Annotated in this window: 19 protein-coding genes; 5 read left to right on the top strand and 14 right to left on the bottom strand. The window is 71.5% G+C overall.

Going from position 1 to position 17,638, the window contains the following annotated elements; genetic code table 11:
• Positions 1-35: 35 nt before the first annotated feature.
• Positions 36-260 (bottom strand): DUF6011 domain-containing protein, encoded by a 225-nt coding sequence (locus ABT154_RS24695; protein ID WP_351859113.1) that lies wholly within the window; start codon positions 258-260, stop codon positions 36-38.
• A gap of 36 nt (positions 261-296) precedes the next feature.
• Here ABT154_RS24695 and ABT154_RS24690 point away from each other — a divergent pair, with 36 nt between their 5' ends.
• Both ABT154_RS24690 and ABT154_RS24685 read left to right on the top strand, forming a co-directional pair.
• Positions 297-779, top strand: a complete 483-nt coding sequence (locus ABT154_RS24690) for a glutathione peroxidase (protein ID WP_317875930.1) — start codon at positions 297-299, stop codon at positions 777-779.
• On the top strand, positions 772-1,542 hold the full coding sequence (locus ABT154_RS24685) for a putative protein N(5)-glutamine methyltransferase (RefSeq protein ID WP_351859111.1): 771 nt from the start codon (positions 772-774) through the stop codon (positions 1,540-1,542). Before ABT154_RS24690 ends, ABT154_RS24685 begins: the two co-directional genes overlap by 8 nt.
• A 66-nt stretch (positions 1,543-1,608) precedes the next feature.
• Here the strand turns inward: ABT154_RS24685 and ABT154_RS24680 are convergent, their stop codons facing one another.
• From ABT154_RS24680 to ABT154_RS24620, 13 genes are read right to left on the bottom strand one after another with little or no spacing between them, the layout of a single operon-like run.
• Positions 1,609-2,406 carry a hypothetical protein gene (locus ABT154_RS24680; protein ID WP_351859109.1) on the bottom strand — a complete coding sequence of 266 codons (798 nt, stop codon included), beginning with the start codon at positions 2,404-2,406 and terminating at the stop codon, positions 1,609-1,611.
• A gap of 48 nt (positions 2,407-2,454) precedes the next feature.
• The gene (locus tag ABT154_RS24675) at positions 2,455-2,997 is read right to left on the bottom strand and encodes an Rv1363c family protein (RefSeq protein ID WP_351859107.1); all 543 of its coding nucleotides are present in this window, start codon (positions 2,995-2,997) and stop codon (positions 2,455-2,457) included.
• Positions 2,998-3,023: 26 nt separating this feature from the next.
• Positions 3,024-3,719: a hypothetical protein gene (locus tag ABT154_RS24670; protein WP_351859105.1), complete on the bottom strand. Its 696-nt coding sequence runs from the start codon at positions 3,717-3,719 to the stop codon at positions 3,024-3,026.
• Positions 3,716-4,231, bottom strand: coding sequence for a hypothetical protein (locus ABT154_RS24665; protein ID WP_351859104.1), 516 nt, complete (start codon positions 4,229-4,231; stop codon positions 3,716-3,718). The genes ABT154_RS24670 and ABT154_RS24665 overlap by 4 nt, the downstream gene beginning before the upstream one ends.
• Complete coding sequence (locus ABT154_RS24660; protein WP_351859102.1) at positions 4,228-5,502, bottom strand: MCE family protein; 1,275 nt, start codon at positions 5,500-5,502, stop codon at positions 4,228-4,230. The genes ABT154_RS24665 and ABT154_RS24660 overlap by 4 nt, the downstream gene beginning before the upstream one ends.
• Positions 5,499-6,737, bottom strand: a complete 1,239-nt coding sequence (locus ABT154_RS24655) for an MCE family protein (protein ID WP_351859100.1) — start codon at positions 6,735-6,737, stop codon at positions 5,499-5,501. Before ABT154_RS24655 ends, ABT154_RS24660 begins: the two co-directional genes overlap by 4 nt.
• Positions 6,734-7,759 (bottom strand): MCE family protein, encoded by a 1,026-nt coding sequence (locus tag ABT154_RS24650; protein WP_332433938.1) that lies wholly within the window; start codon positions 7,757-7,759, stop codon positions 6,734-6,736. Before ABT154_RS24650 ends, ABT154_RS24655 begins: the two co-directional genes overlap by 4 nt.
• Positions 7,756-8,802, bottom strand: a complete 1,047-nt coding sequence (locus tag ABT154_RS24645; RefSeq protein WP_351859097.1) for an MCE family protein — start codon at positions 8,800-8,802, stop codon at positions 7,756-7,758. The genes ABT154_RS24650 and ABT154_RS24645 overlap by 4 nt, the downstream gene beginning before the upstream one ends.
• Complete coding sequence (locus ABT154_RS24640; protein WP_351859095.1) at positions 8,799-9,854, bottom strand: MCE family protein; 1,056 nt, start codon at positions 9,852-9,854, stop codon at positions 8,799-8,801. Before ABT154_RS24640 ends, ABT154_RS24645 begins: the two co-directional genes overlap by 4 nt.
• Positions 9,851-11,104: an MCE family protein gene (locus ABT154_RS24635; RefSeq protein WP_351859093.1), complete on the bottom strand. Its 1,254-nt coding sequence runs from the start codon at positions 11,102-11,104 to the stop codon at positions 9,851-9,853. Before ABT154_RS24635 ends, ABT154_RS24640 begins: the two co-directional genes overlap by 4 nt.
• Position 11,105: 1 nt before the next feature.
• Positions 11,106-11,912, bottom strand: a complete 807-nt coding sequence (locus ABT154_RS24630) for an MlaE family ABC transporter permease (RefSeq protein WP_056555096.1) — start codon at positions 11,910-11,912, stop codon at positions 11,106-11,108.
• A gap of 5 nt (positions 11,913-11,917) precedes the next feature.
• Positions 11,918-12,682, bottom strand: a complete 765-nt coding sequence (locus ABT154_RS24625; RefSeq protein ID WP_209493641.1) for an MlaE family ABC transporter permease — start codon at positions 12,680-12,682, stop codon at positions 11,918-11,920.
• A complete protein-coding gene (locus tag ABT154_RS24620) occupies positions 12,679-13,695 on the bottom strand; it encodes an ABC transporter ATP-binding protein (protein ID WP_351859090.1) in 1,017 nt (338 codons plus the stop codon). Before ABT154_RS24620 ends, ABT154_RS24625 begins: the two co-directional genes overlap by 4 nt.
• A 520-nt stretch (positions 13,696-14,215) precedes the next feature.
• Between ABT154_RS24620 and ABT154_RS24615 the strand changes: the two genes are divergently transcribed.
• From ABT154_RS24615 to ABT154_RS24605, 3 genes are all read left to right on the top strand, one after another.
• Entirely contained in the window at positions 14,216-14,851 is a 636-nt protein-coding gene (locus ABT154_RS24615; RefSeq protein ID WP_317876229.1) for a hypothetical protein, read from the top strand.
• Positions 14,852-14,970: 119 nt separating this feature from the next.
• Positions 14,971-16,620, top strand: a complete 1,650-nt coding sequence (locus tag ABT154_RS24610) for a DUF6801 domain-containing protein (RefSeq protein ID WP_351859087.1) — start codon at positions 14,971-14,973, stop codon at positions 16,618-16,620.
• Between the two features lie 56 nt (positions 16,621-16,676).
• Complete coding sequence (locus ABT154_RS24605) at positions 16,677-17,618, top strand: hypothetical protein (protein ID WP_351859085.1); 942 nt, start codon at positions 16,677-16,679, stop codon at positions 17,616-17,618.
• Positions 17,619-17,638: the final 20 nt, after the last annotated feature.

Here is a 17,638-nt window from a genome sequence, read left to right as displayed (position 1 = left end):
CGCCGTCCCTGCCGCGCGCCCGCGAATTATGTCCGCTACGAGGTCTGGTCGATGCCCGGGAGGGTGTCCTGTTCGACCTCGTGGCGGCGGGTCCGGATGTCCGGGGCCGGCGGGTGCAGTTTGGCGTCGCAGGTCGGGCCGAGGCCGGTGCGACGGGAGCCGGCCCCCGTGAGGGGCCGCCCGCAGAGCCGGCAGCGCACCGGGCGGGCTGCCGCACCGGGCGCGGAATCGATCGGGATTGCCAGTGGTTCGTCTCCCATGCTGAGATCAAACCCTATTCCCCCGAGGAGCTGTCCATGAGCCTGTACGACATCCCCCTGAAGACCCTGACCGGAGAGCCGGTCTCCCTCGCCGACTACCGGGACCGCGCGGTCCTCGTCGTGAACGTCGCCTCCAAGTGCGGCCTCACCCCGCAGTACGTGGGTCTGGAGCGGCTGCAGAAGGAGTACGGCGAGCGCGGCTTCACCGTGCTCGGAGTGCCCTGCAACCAGTTCGCGGGCCAGGAGCCCGGCAGCGCCGAGGAGATCCGGACGTTCTGCTCGACGACGTACGGCGTGTCCTTCCCTCTCCTGGAGAAGACGGACGTCAACGGCGAGGCCCGCCACCCGCTCTACGCGGAGCTGGTGAAGGTCGCCGACGCCGACGGCGAAGCCGGTGACGTGCAGTGGAACTTCGAGAAGTTCCTGATCGGCCGCGACGGCCTGGTCACCCGCTTCCGGCCGCGCACCGAGCCCGACGCCCCCGAGGTCGTGTCCGCGATCGAGGCCCAGCTTGTCTGACATAGGCGTCGTCGAGCGGCTGCGCGCCGCGGGCTGTGTCTTCGCCGAGGAAGAGGCGGAGATGCTGCTGGCGGCGTCGGCCGACGCCGACGAACTCGACCTGATGGTCGAGAGGCGGGCCTCGGGCCTGCCGCTGGAGCACGTCGTGGGCTGGGCGGAGTTCGCCGGGCTGCGGATCGAGGTCGACGCCGGGGTGTTCGTCCCCCGGCGGCGTACGGAGTTCCTCGTCGAGCACGCGGTGGGTCTGGCCCGGCCGGGCGCCGTCTGCCTCGACCTGTGCTGCGGCTCCGGCGCGGCGGGCGCGGTGTTCCTCGACCGGATCGAGGGCGCGGAGGTGCACGCCTCGGACATCGAGCCGGCGGCGGTGCGCTGCGCCCGGCGGAACGTCGAGCCGCGCGGCGGCCGGGTGTACGGGGGCGACCTCTTCGCCGCGCTGCCCGGGGGTCTGCGGGGCCGGGTCGAGGTCCTCGTCGCCAATGTGCCGTACGTGCCGACCGAGGAGGTCGGTCTGCTGCCGCCCGAGGCGCGCGAGCACGAGCCGCTGGTCGCCCTGGACGGCGGCCCGGACGGACTGGACGTGCTGCGCCGGGTGGCCGCCGAGGCGCCGCGTTGGCTGGCGCCGGGCGGACACCTGCTGGTCGAGACGAGCGAGCGGCAGACCGGTCCGGCGCTTGAGGCGGTCTCCGCGTACGGCCTGGAGGCCCGGATCGTCGGCTGCGAGGAGAAGTACGCGACGGTGCTCGTCGCGACCTGGCGGGGGTGACGGGACACCTCGGTCCCGTCCCGGCCCCCTCCCCGCTCTCCCCGCCCTCTCGGCTCTCCCGGCGGATCAGCGGCCGAAGGTGTCGATGTTCTCGATGAGCCAGCGCCCGTCGCGGAGCACGACGTCCACGGCGAACATGGCTCCCGCGTAGACCCCCTGGTCCTGCGCCTTCGGCTGCTTCCCTCCGGCGGCCTTGCCGGTCCCGGCCGTACTGACGCTGCTCTGGTCGGCGTAGACCAGGACCCGGGCGCGGTCGCCGTCGATCCGCTCGACCGCGCTGTCCGTGACCACGGTGGTGATCACCGGCTTCCGCTGGGCGGCCTTGGCGAGGACCCCGCCGAGCAGCGTCCGGTGCTGGGCGACGGCCTTCCCGGTGAGGAGGGTCTTCCCGGCCCGTTCGAAGGGGGCCGGGTCGGCGTGGTCGTAGGAGAAGAGCGCGGCCACGGCCGCGGCGGTCTGCCCCTTGATCTCGCTGGTACGGGCCAGGTCGGTGAGGGCCGTGTTGCCGCGCACCGGGTCGTCGCGGAGCGCCTCCGCCCTGCTGTACGCCAGTCCGGCGAAGCCGCCGAGGAGGAGCGTCAGGACGCACAGGACGACGAGCGGGACGAGGGGACGGGGGCGCGTGCCCGTGGCGGTGTCCCGCTTCGGCTCGTCGGCCGTGGCCTGTGCGGGGGCGACCGACGGGCGGGTGCGGGTCCGGGGGGCGGGCTCGGCGAGGAGCACCGTACGGGACCTGCCACCGGCCGACGGCCGGGAAGCGGCGTCCTCGGACACGGCTTGGGTGGCGGCGGGTGCGGCGGCCGACTGGTCTGCGAGGGCCTGGCGGCGGCGCTGGCGGTTGAGGTGGTGGCGGGGTGTCGGCATCGTGCGGTGTCCTTTCGGGGGCGGGCGGCTCTCGCGGTGCGGCCGGAATCAACCGGTCGACGTGCCGCCCACGGGGGCCTGCCCCAGACCACTGAGCTTCCACTGGCCGTCGGCGCGGGTGAGTTCGCCCAGCATCCGGCTGTCCTTCTCCGTGCTCTTGCTGTCGGGCGTGGTGACCGTGATCCGCAGGGCGACGAGCAGCCGGGCCCGTCCCGCGCGGTCGTCGAGCTCCGTGACGGCCCCGGACAGCACCCGCGCCGTGGTCACCGTCTTCGCCGTCCTGACCTGGTTGGTGAACTCGGTCCGTCCTTCGACCAGTTGCTTGTGCAGCTCGCCGGTCGTGGAGGACTCCCAGAGGTCGATCCCCTGGTCCACGCGCCGGTGGTCGAGCGTGTTGAGGTTCTGTACGGCCTGCTCCCCCGCTTCGAGCGCCCGGTCGCGTTGCAGGGCGTACGCGGCGGAGTCGTCGTGCGCCGCGGCGTACCAGTCCCGGCCGGCCCAGGCCGCGAACCCGCCCGCGACGAGGGTGAGCACGAGGGCCACGGCCAGGGCCGGGCGGATGCCCGCCGGGGTGCGGACCGCGCGTGTCATGGGGTGCTCCCGTCTCCCGCTCATGCTCAGCGGGCCTTGATGTCGACGATCAGCCACCGGTCGCCCCGGAACTCCGCGGTGACGGTGAGCTGGGCCGCGGCGGAGGTGGCGGCGGCCTTGTCCCGCCGCGAGGTCTGGTCGAGGAACACGAGCAGGCGCGCGGTGTTCCCGTCGAGTTCGATCACTCCGGTGCGGACGGCCTGGGTGCTGAGGGTGAGCTTCTGCTCGACCAGACTCGCGCGGATCCGGGCGAACAGCTCCTCGTACTGCCGGGCGGCGCGTCCCGCCAGCACGTTGCTCGCGGAGCGTTCCGCGGCGTCGGTTCGCGCGGGGGTGTAGGAGAAGATCCGGGCGAGGCCCTCTCCGACGTCGCCGCCGACACGGGCGGTGGCCGCCGCGTCGGTGAGCGCCTGGTTGCGTGCCGAGGGGGTGGACCGGAGCTGGTGGGCGCCGTAGAAGAAGGCGCTCCCGCCGATGAGCAGGGCGACGACGCCGGTGGCGAGGGCGGCGCGGCGCCACTTGCCGGTGAGGGCGAATCGGCCGTTGCCGCGCGCGGGGGCGTCGTCCGTGGCTCCGGTCGGGTCGTCGGCGGTGCCGGAGGCCTGGTGAGGTGTCTCGGAAGCCTGGTCCGGGGTGCCGGAGGCCTCGTCGGTCGTGGCGGGCGTCGGCTCCTCGTCCGTCTCAAGGGTCCGGTCGGTCGTCCCGCGCGGCAGTCGCGTCACTCGTCCTCGCTCTCCTGGGCCCCGGCGACGGGGACCGCCGTCAGCGCCGCCACCCTCCACGTGTTCTCGCCGGTGCGCGTCAGGACGGCCTCCAGGCGCTTGCGGTCGGTGGTCGCGGCGGCGGCTCCGCGCGGGGTGACGTCGACGCGTACGGTCGCGATGAGCTTCGCCGTACCGGCTCTGGTGTCGAGCGCCGTGAGCGCGGCCTCGGTGACCGTGGCGCGCGCGGAGGCGCCCACCGCGGGCTCGGTGCGGCCGAGTTCGGTGCGCAGCGGGCCGGTGGAGGCCTCGCGCCAGGCCCGGATGCCCGCTTCCGCGCGCTCGCGGGTCGAGGCGTCGAGCGTGTTCAGGACGGTGACGCGGTTCCGTCCCTCGGCGAGCGCGGTGTCCCGCTCGTGGCCGAAGGCGAGTTCCCGGTCGGTGCGGGCCTGCGCGTAGGTCCACGCGCCGGTCCCGCAGAAGCCCAGGGAGACGGCGAGGGCGGCGGCGGCGAGGATCCGGGCCCGCTTCATCGAGTGCTCCCGGTGTTCAGGCCGAGGAGCCCGGCCATGTCCGTCGGCCCGCCGTTCTGGCCCGGCAGGGCGAGGGCGCCGGGCAGCGTGGCCCGGTCGCCGGCCGTGGTGCGGGCGCCGCCCGAGGGAAGGGAGCCGGGGCGGGCCGGTTCGGGTACCGGGCCGCTCTCCGGCGCGTGCGCCGAGCCGCGTACGTTCACTCCGGCGGCGGCCGAACCCGTGCAGGAGGCACGGGTGTTGAGGGCGGGCGCGGTCCCGAGGTCGAGTCCGTTGCGGTAGCGCGTACCTCCGTATCCGGAGGTGCAGGGCAGGGGCTTGAAGAAGGTGACGGCCATGCCGAAGTTCACCCGTCCTCCGTCGACGGCGGTGGCTCCGGCGGAGACCGCGGCCGGGTACTTCACGAGCAGTTCCTCCATGCCGCGCTGCCGGGTGACGGCGAGCTCCGAGGTGGTGAGGAGGTTGGCGAGGACGACGCTCAGGCTCGGGTCGAGATCGCGCAGGAGGCCGCTGACCTGACCCGTCGCGTCGGGTGCGACGGCGAGGAGGCGGCGCAGGTCGGCGTCGGAGCCCTTGAGGGTGGCGGCGAGGTCGCGCGCGCCGGTGGCGAAGTCCCGGATGGCGCGGCTCTCGTCGGCCTGGGTGCGCAGGACGACCTCCCCGTCGTCGATGAGCCGGGTGGTGGCGGGCAGGGAGGTGTCGGCGGCCTCGACGAAGCGGCTGCCGCTGTCGAGGAGGACCTGCAGGTCGTCGCCGTGTCCTTCGAAGGCCTTGCCGAACTCGTCGACGACCGTGCGCAGGGATTCCAGCGGTACGGAGGTGGCGAGGCCGTTCATGCTGGCGAGGACGTCGGTGACGGGTGCCGGCACCTCGGTGTCGGCCAGCTCGATGCGGGCGCCGTCGGCGAGGTAGGGGGCGCCGTCGCTCTCGGGGCGCAGGTCGATGTACTGCTCGCCGACGGCGGAGAGTCCGGCGACCACGGCCCGCGCGTCGGCGGGGATCAGGGGGGCCGAGTTCTTGATGCGCAGTTCGGCGACGACGCCGTCGGCGGTGAGGTCGATGGCGCCGACGCGTCCCACGGAGACGCCCCGGTAGGTGACGTCGGAGTGGGTGAACAGGCCTCCGGTACGGGCGAGATGGACCCGGACGGTGTAGTGGTCGGCGACGCCGGCGTAGCGGCCGAGGTCGGCGTAGCGGACGCCGACGAAGCCGAGGACGAGCACGGCGATGACGAGGAACGCGAGGTTCTTCAGCCGTACGGTACGGGTGATCACCGGCTCTCGCCTCCGTCCTTCGAGGGGGTGGCCCGGCCGGTCGTACCGGATCCGGAGGGGCTGCCCGACGGGACGGCGGGCAGCGGCAGGGCCGATTCCGGGCTCCGGGCGGCTCCGCCCGTCGCGGGCCGCTGCCGGCCCTCGGGGGCGGGCGTCGTCGGGGCGGGCGTGGGGTCGGCCTTGGGGACCAGGGGCGGGATGACCTCGGTCCCCGGCGTGGCGGCGAGGTGCAGATAGGTGTTGAGGTAGTCGCCCTTGATGCCCTTCATCACCTCGTCGGTGAAGGGGTAGGTGAGCAGCACCTGGAGGGAGTCGGGCAGGTCGGCGCCAGCGTCCGCGAGGGCGGTCAGGGTCGGCGCGAGGGCCTTGAGGTCGGCGACCATGTCCTTCTTGCTGGCGTCGATGGTGGTGACGGCGACCCCGGACAGGGTGTCCAGGGCGCGGAGCATGGTGAGCAGGGAGCCCCGCTGGTTCTCCAGGGTCTTGAGGCCGGGTGAGAGGCCGGTGAGGACGGTGTCGACGTCCTTCTTGCGGCCGGCGAGGGTGGCGGAGAGCCGGTTGACGCCGTCGAGGGCGCGGGTGATGTCGCCGCGGTGCGCGTCCAGGGTCGTCACCAGGGTGTTGACCCGGTCGAGCATGGAGCGGACCTCGGGTTCCCGGCCGCCGAGGGCCGCGTTGAGTTCCCGGGTGATGGTCTTGAGCTGGTTGACGCCGCCGCCGTTGAGCAGCAGGGACAGCGCGCCGAACACCTCCTCGACCTCGGTGTTGCGGCTGGTGCGGGCCAGCGGGATGACGCCGCCGTCGGCGAGGCGCGCGCCGTCGCCCTTCCGGGGGGCGACGAGCTGGATGTACTTCTCGCCGAGGAGGCTGGACTGCTCCAGGCGGGCGCCGGCGTCGGCGGGCAGCCGTACGTCGCCGTTGATCTTCAGGGTGACGCGGGCGGACCAGGTGCCGTCGCCCAGTTCGATGGCGGTGACGCGGCCGACGGCGACGTCGTTGATCTTGACCGCGGACTGGGGCACGAGGCTCAGTACGTCGTCGAGTTCGGCGGTCACCGTGTAGGGGTGGGAGCCGAGGTCGGCGCCGCCGGGGAGCGGCAGGTCCTCGATGCCGTCGAAGCGGAAGGGGTTGGCGGGGAGCGCGCCGAGGACGACGGCGAGGCCGAGGCCGAGCGCGATCACTCCGACGGCGCCGGCCCCGGCGGCCTTCCCGGAGGGCAGGGTGGCGCGTCTCACCGCTCCCCCTTTCCGGTACTGGTCGAGGCGGCGCCGCTCATCGGCAGCGGGAGCAGGGGTCCGCCCGCGCTGATCTCGTTGAGGTTGGCGCGGCCGTCGAGGGTGCGGGTGTCCGGGTTGTAGACGTTGACGACGTTCCCGGCGGCGAGCGGGGCCACGTCGAGCGCTTCGGCGAGGGAGGCGCGCTGGTCGACGAGGGTCTGTGTGAGGGGGACGAGCCGGTCGATGTTCTTCTTCAGTTCGCCGCGGTTGTCCTTGATGAAGGTCTTGACCTGGGCGAGGGCCTTGCCGAGTTCCTTGAGGGCGCCGGCGAGGTCGTCCTTGTTCTCGGCGAAGTAGCCGACGACCTCGTCCAGGCGTTCCTGCGCGGTGCGGACGTCGCCGTCCTTGTTCTTGAGCATGGTGGTGAAGGTCTGGAGCTGGCTGAGGGTGGTGAACAGCTTCTCGCTGCTGCCGTCGAGGGTCTTGGCGGCCTTGCCGAACTCCTCGATGGAGGTGCCGATGGCGGTGCCGTTTCCCTTGAGGTTCTTCGCGCCGGTGTCGAGGAGTTCGGAGAGGGCTCCCGTGGAGTTGGCACCATCGGGGCCGAGCGCCTCGCCGAGTTCGGTGATGGAGGCGTACAGCTGGTCGATCTCGACGGGGGTGCGGTTGCGGGAGGCGGGCAGCTCGGCGCCGTCCGCGAGGGCGGGTCCCGTGCTGTAGGCGGGGGTGAGCTGGACGTAGCGGTCGGCGACGATGCTGGGGGCGACGACGAGGGCCCGCGCGTCGGCGGGGACGCGTACGCCTTCGTCGAGGCGGAGCCGGACGCGCACCCGGGTGCCCTGCGGCTCCACGGACTCGACCTCCCCGACCCGTACGCCGAGGACGCGCAGGTCGGATCCGGCGTAGATGCCCACGGCCCGGTCGAACCAGGCGGTGACGCGGGTGCCGTCGTCGCCGAGGACGCGTACGGCGACGAGACCGCAGGCGGCGAGCACCACGAGGGCGAGGCCGGCGACGAGGGGCTTTCTGGCTCTGTTCATCGTTCACCGCTCCCCTTGGCCGTCGCCTTGGTCCGCGGCGGCATGCATCCGGTCTTGGGCTGCGAGGCTTCGGGCACGTAGGTGCGGGGCACGACGCCGCAGAGGTAGCTGTCGAACCAGCGGCCGTTGCCGAGGGTGTTGCCGACGAGCCGGTAGTAGGGGCCGATGAGCGCGAGCGTCTTGTCGAGCTGGCCGCTGTTCTTCTCCAGGACGCCGGTGACGCGGCTGAGGGCCTTCAGGGTGGGGCCGAGCTGCCGGTCGTTGTCGCCGACGAGGCCGCTGAGTTCGGTGCCCAGGTCCCGGCTGCCCTTGAGCAGGGCGCGGATGGCGTCGCGGCGCTTCCTCAGCTCCCCGAGCAGCGAGCCGCCGTCCTCCAGGAGGATCTCGAAGCTGGACTTCTTGTCCTCCAGGGTCTTGGTGAACTTCTTGCTGTTCTCCAGGAGCCGGGCGAGTTCGGTGTCGCGCTTGGAGACGGTCTTCGACAGTTCGGACAGGCCGGTGGCGGCGTTGCGCACGTGCGGCGGGGAGTTCTTGAAGGTGTCGGAGATGGTCTCGAAGCTCTCCGCGAGCTTCGCGGTGTCGATGGCGTCGACGGTGCCGCTGAGGTCCTGGAAGGCCTGGGTGACGTCGTACGGAGAGGTCGTGCGGGTCTGCGGGATGCGGGTCCCTGGGTCCTGCGGCGCCGAGCCCAGCGGGTCGAGCGCCAGGTACTTCTCGCCGAGCAGGGTCTTGATGGCGATGGCGGCGGTGGACCGGTCGCCGATCCAGGCGTCGCCGACCTCGAAGGTCACCTTGACCTTGGGCCCGTCGAGGGCGACGCCGGTGACCTTGCCGACCTTGACGCCGGCGATGCGCACCTCGTCGCCGGTGTCGAGTCCGGCGGCCTCGGTGAAGTCGGCGCTGTAGGCGGTGTCGCCGCCGACGAGGGGGAGCCGTTCCACGTTGTACGCGAGGGTGGCCACGAGGGCGATGAGGAGCAGTCCGACGACGGCGACGCCGACGGGATTGCGTTCCTTGACCGGCTTGAACAGGCGGGGGCTCATCCGCGGCACCTCGCTTCGGTCACGGCGATCCCGGTCGGCGGCTTCGAGCCGTCGGAGGTACCCACGCCGCTCACGCGCGCCTCGCAGAGGTAGAGGTTGAACCACGAGCCGTACGAGGACAGCCGGGCCAGGGCGGTCATCTTGCCGGGGGTGTTGGCGAGGAACGCCTCGATGCGGGGGGTGTGGTCGCCGAGGGTGCCGGAGAGCCGGCCGAGTTCGCGGATGTCCTTCTTGAGCGGGGCGCGTCCCTCCTGGAACAGCCCGGCGGTCGTCGTGGTGAGGTCACCGACGGCCTTGACCGCCTCGCCGAGGGGTTTGCGGTCGGTGTTGAAGCCGGTGACGAGCTTCTGGAGGGTGACGACGAGGTCCTTGAAGCCGGCCTCGCGGGTGTTGAGGGTGGTGAGGACGGTGTTGAGGTGGGTGACGACCTCGCCGACCACCTTGTCCTTCGCGGCGACCGTCTTGGTGAGGGAGCCGATGTGCTTCAGGAGGCTGTCGACGGTTCCGCTCTCGCCCTGGAGGACCTGTACGAGCGAGCCCGCGAGGTCGTTCACGTCGGCCGGCGAGAGCCCCTCGAACAGCGGCTTGAAGCCGTTGAAGAGAAGGGTCAGGTCGAGTGCCGGGGTGGTGCGGTCCAGCGGGATGGTGTCCCCGCTGCGGAGGGCGCCGGTGACCTCGCCGCTGCCCCGGCCGAGGGAGACGTAGCGCTGCCCGACCATGTTGAGGTACTTGACGGCGGCGGTGGCCGACCTGGGCAGCTCCCGGTCCTCGCGGACCGAGAAGGTGACCTGGGCGGTGCGCCGTTCGACGACGCGGACGTCGGTCACCTCGCCGACCTTGACGCCCGCGATGCGCACGGAGTCGCCCTTGACGAGCCCGGTGACATCGGTGAACAGCGCCTTGTAGGAGCGGGTGTCGGAGCCGACGCCGGTGTTGGCGATGCTGAAGCCGAGCACGGTGGTGGCGAGCGCCGTGACCAGGACGAACGCGAGGGACTTCAGCACGGTCCCGGTCAGGCCGCGCCGTCGGGTGTGGGTGGGCCGTGTCGTCATCGCAGGGTCACCTCCGCACCGCGGAACGCGGGTCCGGCGAGCAGGCTGCTCCAGTCCGGCAGGTCGCCGGGCCGCTTCTTCGCCGCGGGGGCGAGGAGTTCGTTGACGAGGTCGTTCTCCTGCGGGGAGTTGGCGGGGCCGAGCTGCTGGTCGGCCGCGGCGGAGGCCCGTGCGGCGGGTGCGGCGGGGACGCCGAGGTAGGGCACGGGGTAGCAGCGGGGGCCGCCGCCCGATCCGTAGGAGGGGGTGTCGCGGCCGGGCACGTAGGCGCCGCGCGAGGGCACGGTGGTGACGTCGACGTGGAGTCCGGGGCGGTCGGTGCCCTTGCCGAGCGCCTTGTCCATGGCGGGCACGAACTGGGCGAGGGTCCGCAGGGTGCAGGGGAAGGACGGGGAGTACTCGGCGAGCAGTTGCAGGGTGGGCCTGCTCGTGGCGCTGAGCCGGATGATGTTGTCCTTGTTCTGCCGCAGGAAGGCGGTGAGGTCCTGGGCCGTGCGGGTGGTGGCGCCGAGGGTGCCGGCGAGCTGCTCCTCCTGGGCGGCGAGGGTGCCGCTGGTGGTGGTGAAGTCGGTGAGCGCCGTGACGATGTCCGGGGCGGCGTCGGCGTAGAGGTGGCTGACCTTCACGAGTTCTTTCAGATCGCGGGTGAGGGCGGGCAGATGGGGGTTGAACTCGCGGAGGTGCGCGTCGAGTTGAGCGAGGGTCGTGCCGAGCTGGTCGCCGCGTCCCTCCAGGGCCCGCGAGACGGCCGACAGCGTCGCCGACAGTTTCTGCGGCTGGACGGCGGAGAGCAGCGGCAGGACGTTGTCCAGGACCTGCTGGAGTTCGATGGCGTTGCTGGAGCGGTCCTCGGGGATGACCGCGCCGGGGCCCAGCCGTGCGGCCGAGGGGCTTTCGGGCGGTACGAGGGCCACGAAGCGTTCGCCGAAGAGCGTGGTGGGCAGCATCTGGGCGCGGACGTCGGAGGGGACGTGGTCCAGGGTCCCGGGGCGCATGGCGAGGGTGAGGCGGGCCCCGCCGTCGACGGCGTCGATCGCGCGGACCTCGCCGATGACGACGCCGCGCAGTTTCACCTCGGCGCCGAGGTGCATCTCGTTTCCGATGCTGCCGGTCTCGACGACGATCGGGTCCGACGCGGTGAAGCTCTTGTCGTAGACGGCCACCGCCAGCCAGGCGAGCAGGGCGGGCACCAGCAGGAAGACGACGCCGGCGAACCTGCGGCGCAGGGTCTCGGCACGGGAGTCGCTCATGTCACCCCGCCACCTTCACGGTCGTGGTCGCGCCCCAGAGGGCCAGCGACAGGAAGAAGTCGGTGACGCTGATCAGCACGATGGCGTTGCGCACGGAGCGGCCGACGGCGATGCCGACGCCGGCGGGGCCGCCGGAGGCTCGGAAGCCGTAGTAGCAGTGGGCGATGATCACCATCACGCTGAAGATCAGCACTTTGAGCACCGAGAGGAGGACGTCCGTCGGGGAGAGGAAGAGGTTGAAGTAGTGGTCGTACGTGCCCTGGGACTGGCCGTTGAACAGCACCGTCACATAGCGGGAGGCCAGGTAGGAGGAGAGGAGGCCGATCGCGTACAGCGGGACGATGGCGACGACGCCCGCGATGATGCGGGTGGTGACCAGGTACGGCATGGAGCGGATGCCCATACCTTCGAGGGCGTCGACCTCCTCGTTGATCCGCATGGCGCCGAGCTGGGCGGTGAATCCGGCGCCGACGGTCGCGGACAGGGCGAGCCCGGCGACGAGCGGGGCGATCTCGCGGGTGTTGAAGTAGGCGGACACGAAGCCGGTGAAGGCGGCGGTGCCGATCTGTTCGAGGGCGGCGTGGCCCTGGAGGCCGACGACGGTTCCGGTGAACAGGGTCATCGCGATCATCACGCCGATGGTGCCGCCGATGACTCCGAGGCCGCCGGAGCCGAAGGCGACCTCGGCGAGGAGCCGTTGGACCTCCTTGAGGTAGCGGCGCAGGGTGCGCGGGATCCACAGCAGGGCGCGGACGTAGAAGAGGAGCTGGTCACCGGACCGGTCGAGCCAGACGAACGGGGAGGCCATCGCGCTCAGCCTCCCTTCGGCGGGACGATCTGCAGGTAGATGCCCGTCAGCACCATGTTCACGAAGAACAGCAGCATGAAGGTGATGACGACGGACTGGTTGACGGCGTCGCCGACCCCCTTGGGGCCGCCGCGGGGGTTGAGCCCGCGGTAGGCGGCGACGATGCCCGCGATGAACCCGAAGATCAGGGCCTTGAGTTCGCTGATGTAGAGGTCGGGCAGCTGGGCGAGGGCGGAGAAGCTGGAGAGGTACGCGCCCGGGGTGCCGCCCTGCAGGATGATGTTGAAGAAGTAGCCGCCCAGCGTGCCGACGACGGAGACCATGCCGTTGAGGAGGACGGCGACCGCCATGGTGGCGAGGACGCGCGGGACGACCAGTCGCTGCACGGGCGAGACGCCCATGACCTCCATCGCGTCCAGCTCCTCCCTGATCTTGCGGGAGCCGAGGTCGGCGCAGATGGCGGAGCCGCCGGCCCCGGCGATGAGCAGGGCGACGATGAGCGGGCTGGCCTGCTGGATGACGGCGAGGACGCTGGCTCCGCCGGTGAACGACTGGGCGCCGAGCTGCTGGGTGAGCGAGCCGACCTGGAGCGCGATCACCGCGCCGAAGGGGATGGAGACGAGCGCGGCCGGGAGGATCGTGACGCTCGCGACGAACCAGAACTGCTCGACGAACTCCCGGAACTGGAAAGGCCGTCGGAAAACGGCCCGGCTCACCTCGGCGGCCAGGGCGAAGAGGCGGCCGGTCTGCCGCAGCGCGCCGGTGATCACGAGGCGCTCCCCGTGGTCCGCGCCCGCTGGGGCAGGGTGTACGCCGCGTCGTCCTTCGCGTAGGTGTCGCGGATGGCGGCCTGGGCGGCGGGCGGCAGCCGGTCGAGCATGCCGAGGACGCGCTCCCGGCGGCGGCCGACCGCCGCGCGTGGCGGGAGGCCGGGCGAGGGTTGCAGCTGCGGGACGATGACGCGGGGCGCGACCGGGTGGCCGGCGGGGTTGTCCAGCTCGGCGGCGAGCTGGGCGGCGTCCTTCTCCTCGGACATGCCGATCGGTCCTTCGCGGCGGCCGGCGAGGAACTGGGTGACCACCGGCTCGTCGCTGGTGAGGAGGACTTCGCGCGGTCCGAAGCTGACCAGGTTGCGCCGGAAGAACATCCCCATGTTGTCGGGGACGGTGGCGGCGATGTCGAGGTTGTGGGTGACGATCAGCATCGTCGCGTCGATCCGCGCGTTCAGGTCGATCAGCAGCTGGGAGAGGTACGCGGTGCGGACCGGGTCGAGCCCGGAGTCCGGCTCGTCGCACAGGACGATCTGCGGGTCGAGGACGAGCGCGCGGGCCAGTCCGGCGCGCTTGCGCATGCCTCCGCTGATCTCGCCGGGCAGCTTGCCCTCCGCGCCGAGGAGGCCGACGAGCTCGATGCGCTCCATGACGATGCGGCGGATCTCCGACTCCCGCTTGCGGGTGTGCTCGCGCAGCGGGAAGGCGATGTTGTCGAACAGGGTCATGGAGCCGAAGAGGGCTCCGTCCTGGAACATGAGGCCGAAGAGCTTCCGGGTCTCGTAGATGTCCCGTTCGGGGCTGCTGACCATGTCGACCCCGTTGATGAGGACACGGCCCTGCTGGGGCTTCAGCAGCCCGATGAGCGATTTCAGGAAGACGGTCTTACCGGTTCCGGAAGGGCCGAGCATGACGCTCACCTCTCCGGCCGGCAAAGTCAGCGTCACGTCCTGCCAGATGTTCTGCTTGCCAAAGGACATGGTCAGACCCTCAACGACTACTTCGATTCCCATACCACCTCCAGCAAGCGTGTGTCGGGTGTGCGCCGCGGGCGCACGGTAAGCCGGAACTGATCACCCGGACAATAGATGTGGCGCAAAATCCTTGATCCGCTCCGGCGTTTGTCACCGCGCAGACAAAGTCGGAATCAACTCTTGTCTCCGGCGAGATAGATTGCTGCGCCGACCTGCGACTCAGCGTCGGCCCGGGGAACGCTACGGCCGAGTAACCTCCCTCGGCAATACCGGATTCCGACTTTTCGCGGGAGGGCACCGAATGGCCATCCACCACCCTGGTTGATCGATCATAATTGTCGACATTGCGCACCGCGGAACCAAGTGGATTCTCGCCATCGCTCACCCACTTGACAGGCAATGCAACCTGTTCAAAGAATCTTGGACTCCGCCATTGTTCAGCTAAGTTTCCCGCAAGTAACGTCAGGTTTCGCGGCCGAGAATCGCTGGGCCGCCGGCCGTTCTCCACCCCCACCGCGGCCATCTCTGCCGGTCAATCCCCAAGGAGCGTCCCAGAGCCATGAAGAAGCCGATCAGAAACCTCGCCGTCGTCGCCGGAGCCGCCTCCGCCGCGTTCGTCCTCGCCGTCAGCCCCGCCTCCGCGGTGGCCTCCACGGTCTGGACGGTCAACCCCACGCCGGCCAGCTTCACCGCGGCGAACAGCGGAAACATCGTCCTGAGCGTCAACGGCATCGCCATGACGTGTACGAAGTCGAACGCCTCGGGCACGATGCAGAGCGCCACCGGCAACCCGGCGACGGTCGGATCCATCAGCTCCATCGCCTTCGGCGCCAGCGGCGCGCCCTGCACCAGCGTCCTGGGCAACGTGACCACCGTGCCGACCACCCCCTGGACGATCGTGGCGCAGGACTACACCGCCGCGACCGGTGTCACCAAGGGCTACGTCGGCAACGTCGACGCCACGGTGACCGTCGGCGCCTGTGTCTTCCGCGTGACGGGCAAGGCCTCCAGCACGTACACCAACTCGACGGGCAAGCTCGCCGTCGCCAGCACCTCCGGCGAGCTGAACGTCGTCTCGTCGACCAACTGCGGCTCCGCCGTACCGGTCGGCGCCAAGCCGCTCTTCACCGGCGCCTACCTCGCCAAGGTGTCGGGCACCAGCACCATCCCGACGATCGTCGGCTCCAACCCGTAACGACGCAGGAACCCGCGTCCGCCCGGCCGGCGACCCCGGCCGGGCGGACGCGGGCTGTCCGCACCCGACCGCCCTCACCCCCTCGCGCCCGCGAGCGCACGATCCGAGCGGAGCACCAGATGAGAGGCCAGCGAGCCGCCCAGCGCACTTCCCGCGCCCCCGCGCGCGGCGCGGCCATCGCCGCACTCGTGGCACTCGCCCCCCTTCTCCCCGCCGCGGCCGTGGCCCTGGGCACGCACGAGGTCGACGCCGAGATCCCCTATCTGTGCACCCTGCCCTCCGGCCCGCAGCCCGCGACGGTACGGATCAAGGGCACCCTCCCCGAACGGGCCGCCGTCGGCGAGGAGATCCGGCCCACCGACGTGACCACGACACTGGAACTCCCGGCCGCGGCCGTGGCGGACCTCCTCGCGCTGAAGGCCGCCACCGTACGCGCGGAGACACAGCTCACGGTCGGCGCGGCGCAGAACGGACGGGGCACGGACGCCGTCTGGCGCGGAACGGCCGAACCCCTGGCCGTACCCGCCGACGGCCCCCTGACGCTCACCACGACCGGCGACGTCCCGATCCTGACCACGGACGCGGCGGGCGATCTGACCCTCACCGCCGGGGGTCTGGCCGTCGACCTCGCCCCGAGCACCGCCGACGGCGCGGCCACCACTCCCGCCGCGCTCTCCGTCGGCTGCGTACCCGGTGAGGACGCGCGGGAGCGCACGCTGCTCGCCACGGTCCCGGTCGGCGCCGGCACCCCCGGCGGGGAGCCGAGCACGCCGCCCGCCTCGCCGTCCGGCCCGCTCCCGCCCTCCACCTCGTCCCCCTTCCCCCGGCCGGACGCCCCGAAGGCGCCGCCCACCGCGGGAGGGAAGGGCCAGGCCGGTACGGGCGAGGAGGCGAACGGCCCGGTCGCGAAGGGGCCGCTGACCGGGCCCCGGGCGGGCGACGGCGCGAAGGCGGCCGACGCGAACACGCCGGGCGCCGCCCCGGACCGGCGGGCCGCACCGCCCTGTGTGACCGAGAAGCCGACCCCCACGTCGCTGTCGGCGTACATCACCGGCTACTCCAACGTGCGGAAGCTGAACGGCGCTTCGCTCATCCCGCTCTCCTGCGTCCAGATCGAGCAGGGCATACCGGAGATCGAGTTCCGCCCGGACGGCACCCTGCACCTGGTCCAGAAGTCGGTCGGCGGCCTCTCCTACCAGGGGCGCAAGCAGTCCCCGCCCTTCGAGTCCACCTTCCTGACCTTCGGCTTCGCCCCGGTCACGGCGACGCTGGTCCTGGAGCAGGCGGGCCCCATGACCGTCGAGTCGGACATCCTCCTCGTCTTCCCCGACAACATCGCGGAGAGCTACATCCGGGTCCCCCTGGTCCTGCGCGTCCTCGACGTCAGGGTCAACGGCACCCGGCTGGACGTCGGCCCCTCCTGCCGTACGGAGAAGCCGATCAGCTCTCCCGAACCCCAGCCCGCCAAGTACCCCGGAGACCACCTGGTGCTCCTGGGCAAGGGGCAGCTCATCAACGGCACCGACGCCACCGGATACGTCCTCACCACCGGTGGCCCGCTCACCGGCGAGGTGAGCGTCCCCGCCTTCAAGGGCTGCGGCGCGGGCGGCGAAAACCTCGACCGGCTCCTCACCGCCTCCATCTCCGGGCCCGGCAACTACATCAAGCAGATCCAGGGCCAGACCTGCGCCGTGGGCGTCGAGGTGCCCACCGAAGGCCAGTGCACCACGGACCGTCAGCCGTACGTGGTCCCCAAGCCCGAGCGCTGAGCCCGCGCACCCGCCCCTCCTTCTTCTCCGCTCCCTCCAACGGAAGGCAAACCGCCATGCCCCTCGTCTCCTCCCGCACCCGTCTCGCCACCCTCTCCGCCCTCACCGCGCTCGGCGCCTTCGTCTCCGTCGGCACGGCGACCGCGTCCTCCCCCGTGCTGAACGGCTCCTGGGCCCCGTTCGACCGCTGCCCGGTCGACGCCCCCGCGATGCTCGCCGCAGACGGCCTCGACCAGGCGCCGCAGTGCGTCTCGTCCTCCTCCCCCAGCGGCACCATCAAGCTCGGCAACACGACCGTCGTCACCGGGAAGACGAACCTCCAGATGGGCGTGATCCAGAACGCCGACGGCACCAACACGGTCGTCGGACCGCCCGCCGGCTCGCTCATCGCCGACTCCGCCACCGTCCCCGGCGGTCTGCTCGGGCTGATGTGTCCGAGCGACATCCCGTTCATCACCGACATCTGCCGGCAGCTGTCGGACGCCAGCCTGAACAAGATCACCGCCACCGTGGAATCGGTCGGCACTCCCTCGGACTTCAACCAGATCGCGGGTGTCCTCACCGACATGCCGATCGTGCGGATCCCGGTCCGCATCCACCTCCAGAACCCGTTCCTCGGCAGCAACTGCTACATCGGCACGAAGACCAACCCGATCATGCTGTACCCGAGCAACCTCACCTCCCCCGACTTCTCCGTCGAGCGCTTCAACGGCGACGGCTCCCCGAACGAGGAGGGCGACATGAGCCGCCTGAACATGCTCGGCTCCACCCAGACCGACACGACCTTCGCCGTCCCGGGCGCCAGCGGCTGCGGCCTGGGCCTCGGCCTCGTCAACGGCGCGGTGAACCTCAAGACCGGACTGCCGTCCGCCGCCGGGAAGAACAGCATCACGCTCAACAACACCCAGACCTACCTGACCGGCCTCTACGCCCCCGGTGTCGCCGCGCCCGACGCCGGAAAGCTGTTCGCGCAGAACTGGCACGCGGCCGTCAAGTAACGGCCACCCAAGGGCGATAA

Source organism: Streptomyces sp. NPDC001728, assembly GCF_040297565.1.
Lineage (GTDB): Bacteria > Actinomycetota > Actinomycetes > Streptomycetales > Streptomycetaceae > Streptomyces.
This window is presented reverse-complemented; position numbering and strand designations above follow the sequence as displayed.

What these genes read in the sequence shown, in the direction of transcription:
- ABT154_RS24620 (WP_351859090.1), bottom strand. Translation starts at nt 13,695, where the DNA reads ATGGGAATCGAAGTAGTCGTTGAGGGTCTGACCATGTCCTTTGGCAAG.
- ABT154_RS24650 (WP_332433938.1), bottom strand. Translation starts at nt 7,759, where the DNA reads ATGAACAGAGCCAGAAAGCCCCTCGTCGCCGGCCTCGCCCTCGTGGTG.
- ABT154_RS24640 (WP_351859095.1), bottom strand. Translation starts at nt 9,854, where the DNA reads ATGACGACACGGCCCACCCACACCCGACGGCGCGGCCTGACCGGGACC.
- ABT154_RS24630 (WP_056555096.1), bottom strand. Translation starts at nt 11,912, where the DNA reads ATGGCCTCCCCGTTCGTCTGGCTCGACCGGTCCGGTGACCAGCTCCTC.
- ABT154_RS24615 (WP_317876229.1), top strand. Translation starts at nt 14,216, where the DNA reads ATGAAGAAGCCGATCAGAAACCTCGCCGTCGTCGCCGGAGCCGCCTCC.
- ABT154_RS24635 (WP_351859093.1), bottom strand. Translation starts at nt 11,104, where the DNA reads ATGAGCGACTCCCGTGCCGAGACCCTGCGCCGCAGGTTCGCCGGCGTC.
- ABT154_RS24605 (WP_351859085.1), top strand. Translation starts at nt 16,677, where the DNA reads ATGCCCCTCGTCTCCTCCCGCACCCGTCTCGCCACCCTCTCCGCCCTC.
- ABT154_RS24610 (WP_351859087.1), top strand. Translation starts at nt 14,971, where the DNA reads ATGAGAGGCCAGCGAGCCGCCCAGCGCACTTCCCGCGCCCCCGCGCGC.
- ABT154_RS24690 (WP_317875930.1), top strand. Translation starts at nt 297, where the DNA reads ATGAGCCTGTACGACATCCCCCTGAAGACCCTGACCGGAGAGCCGGTC.
- ABT154_RS24645 (WP_351859097.1), bottom strand. Translation starts at nt 8,802, where the DNA reads ATGAGCCCCCGCCTGTTCAAGCCGGTCAAGGAACGCAATCCCGTCGGC.
- ABT154_RS24665 (WP_351859104.1), bottom strand. Translation starts at nt 4,231, where the DNA reads ATGAAGCGGGCCCGGATCCTCGCCGCCGCCGCCCTCGCCGTCTCCCTG.
- ABT154_RS24680 (WP_351859109.1), bottom strand. Translation starts at nt 2,406, where the DNA reads ATGCCGACACCCCGCCACCACCTCAACCGCCAGCGCCGCCGCCAGGCC.
- ABT154_RS24695 (WP_351859113.1), bottom strand. Translation starts at nt 260, where the DNA reads ATGGGAGACGAACCACTGGCAATCCCGATCGATTCCGCGCCCGGTGCG.
- ABT154_RS24675 (WP_351859107.1), bottom strand. Translation starts at nt 2,997, where the DNA reads ATGACACGCGCGGTCCGCACCCCGGCGGGCATCCGCCCGGCCCTGGCC.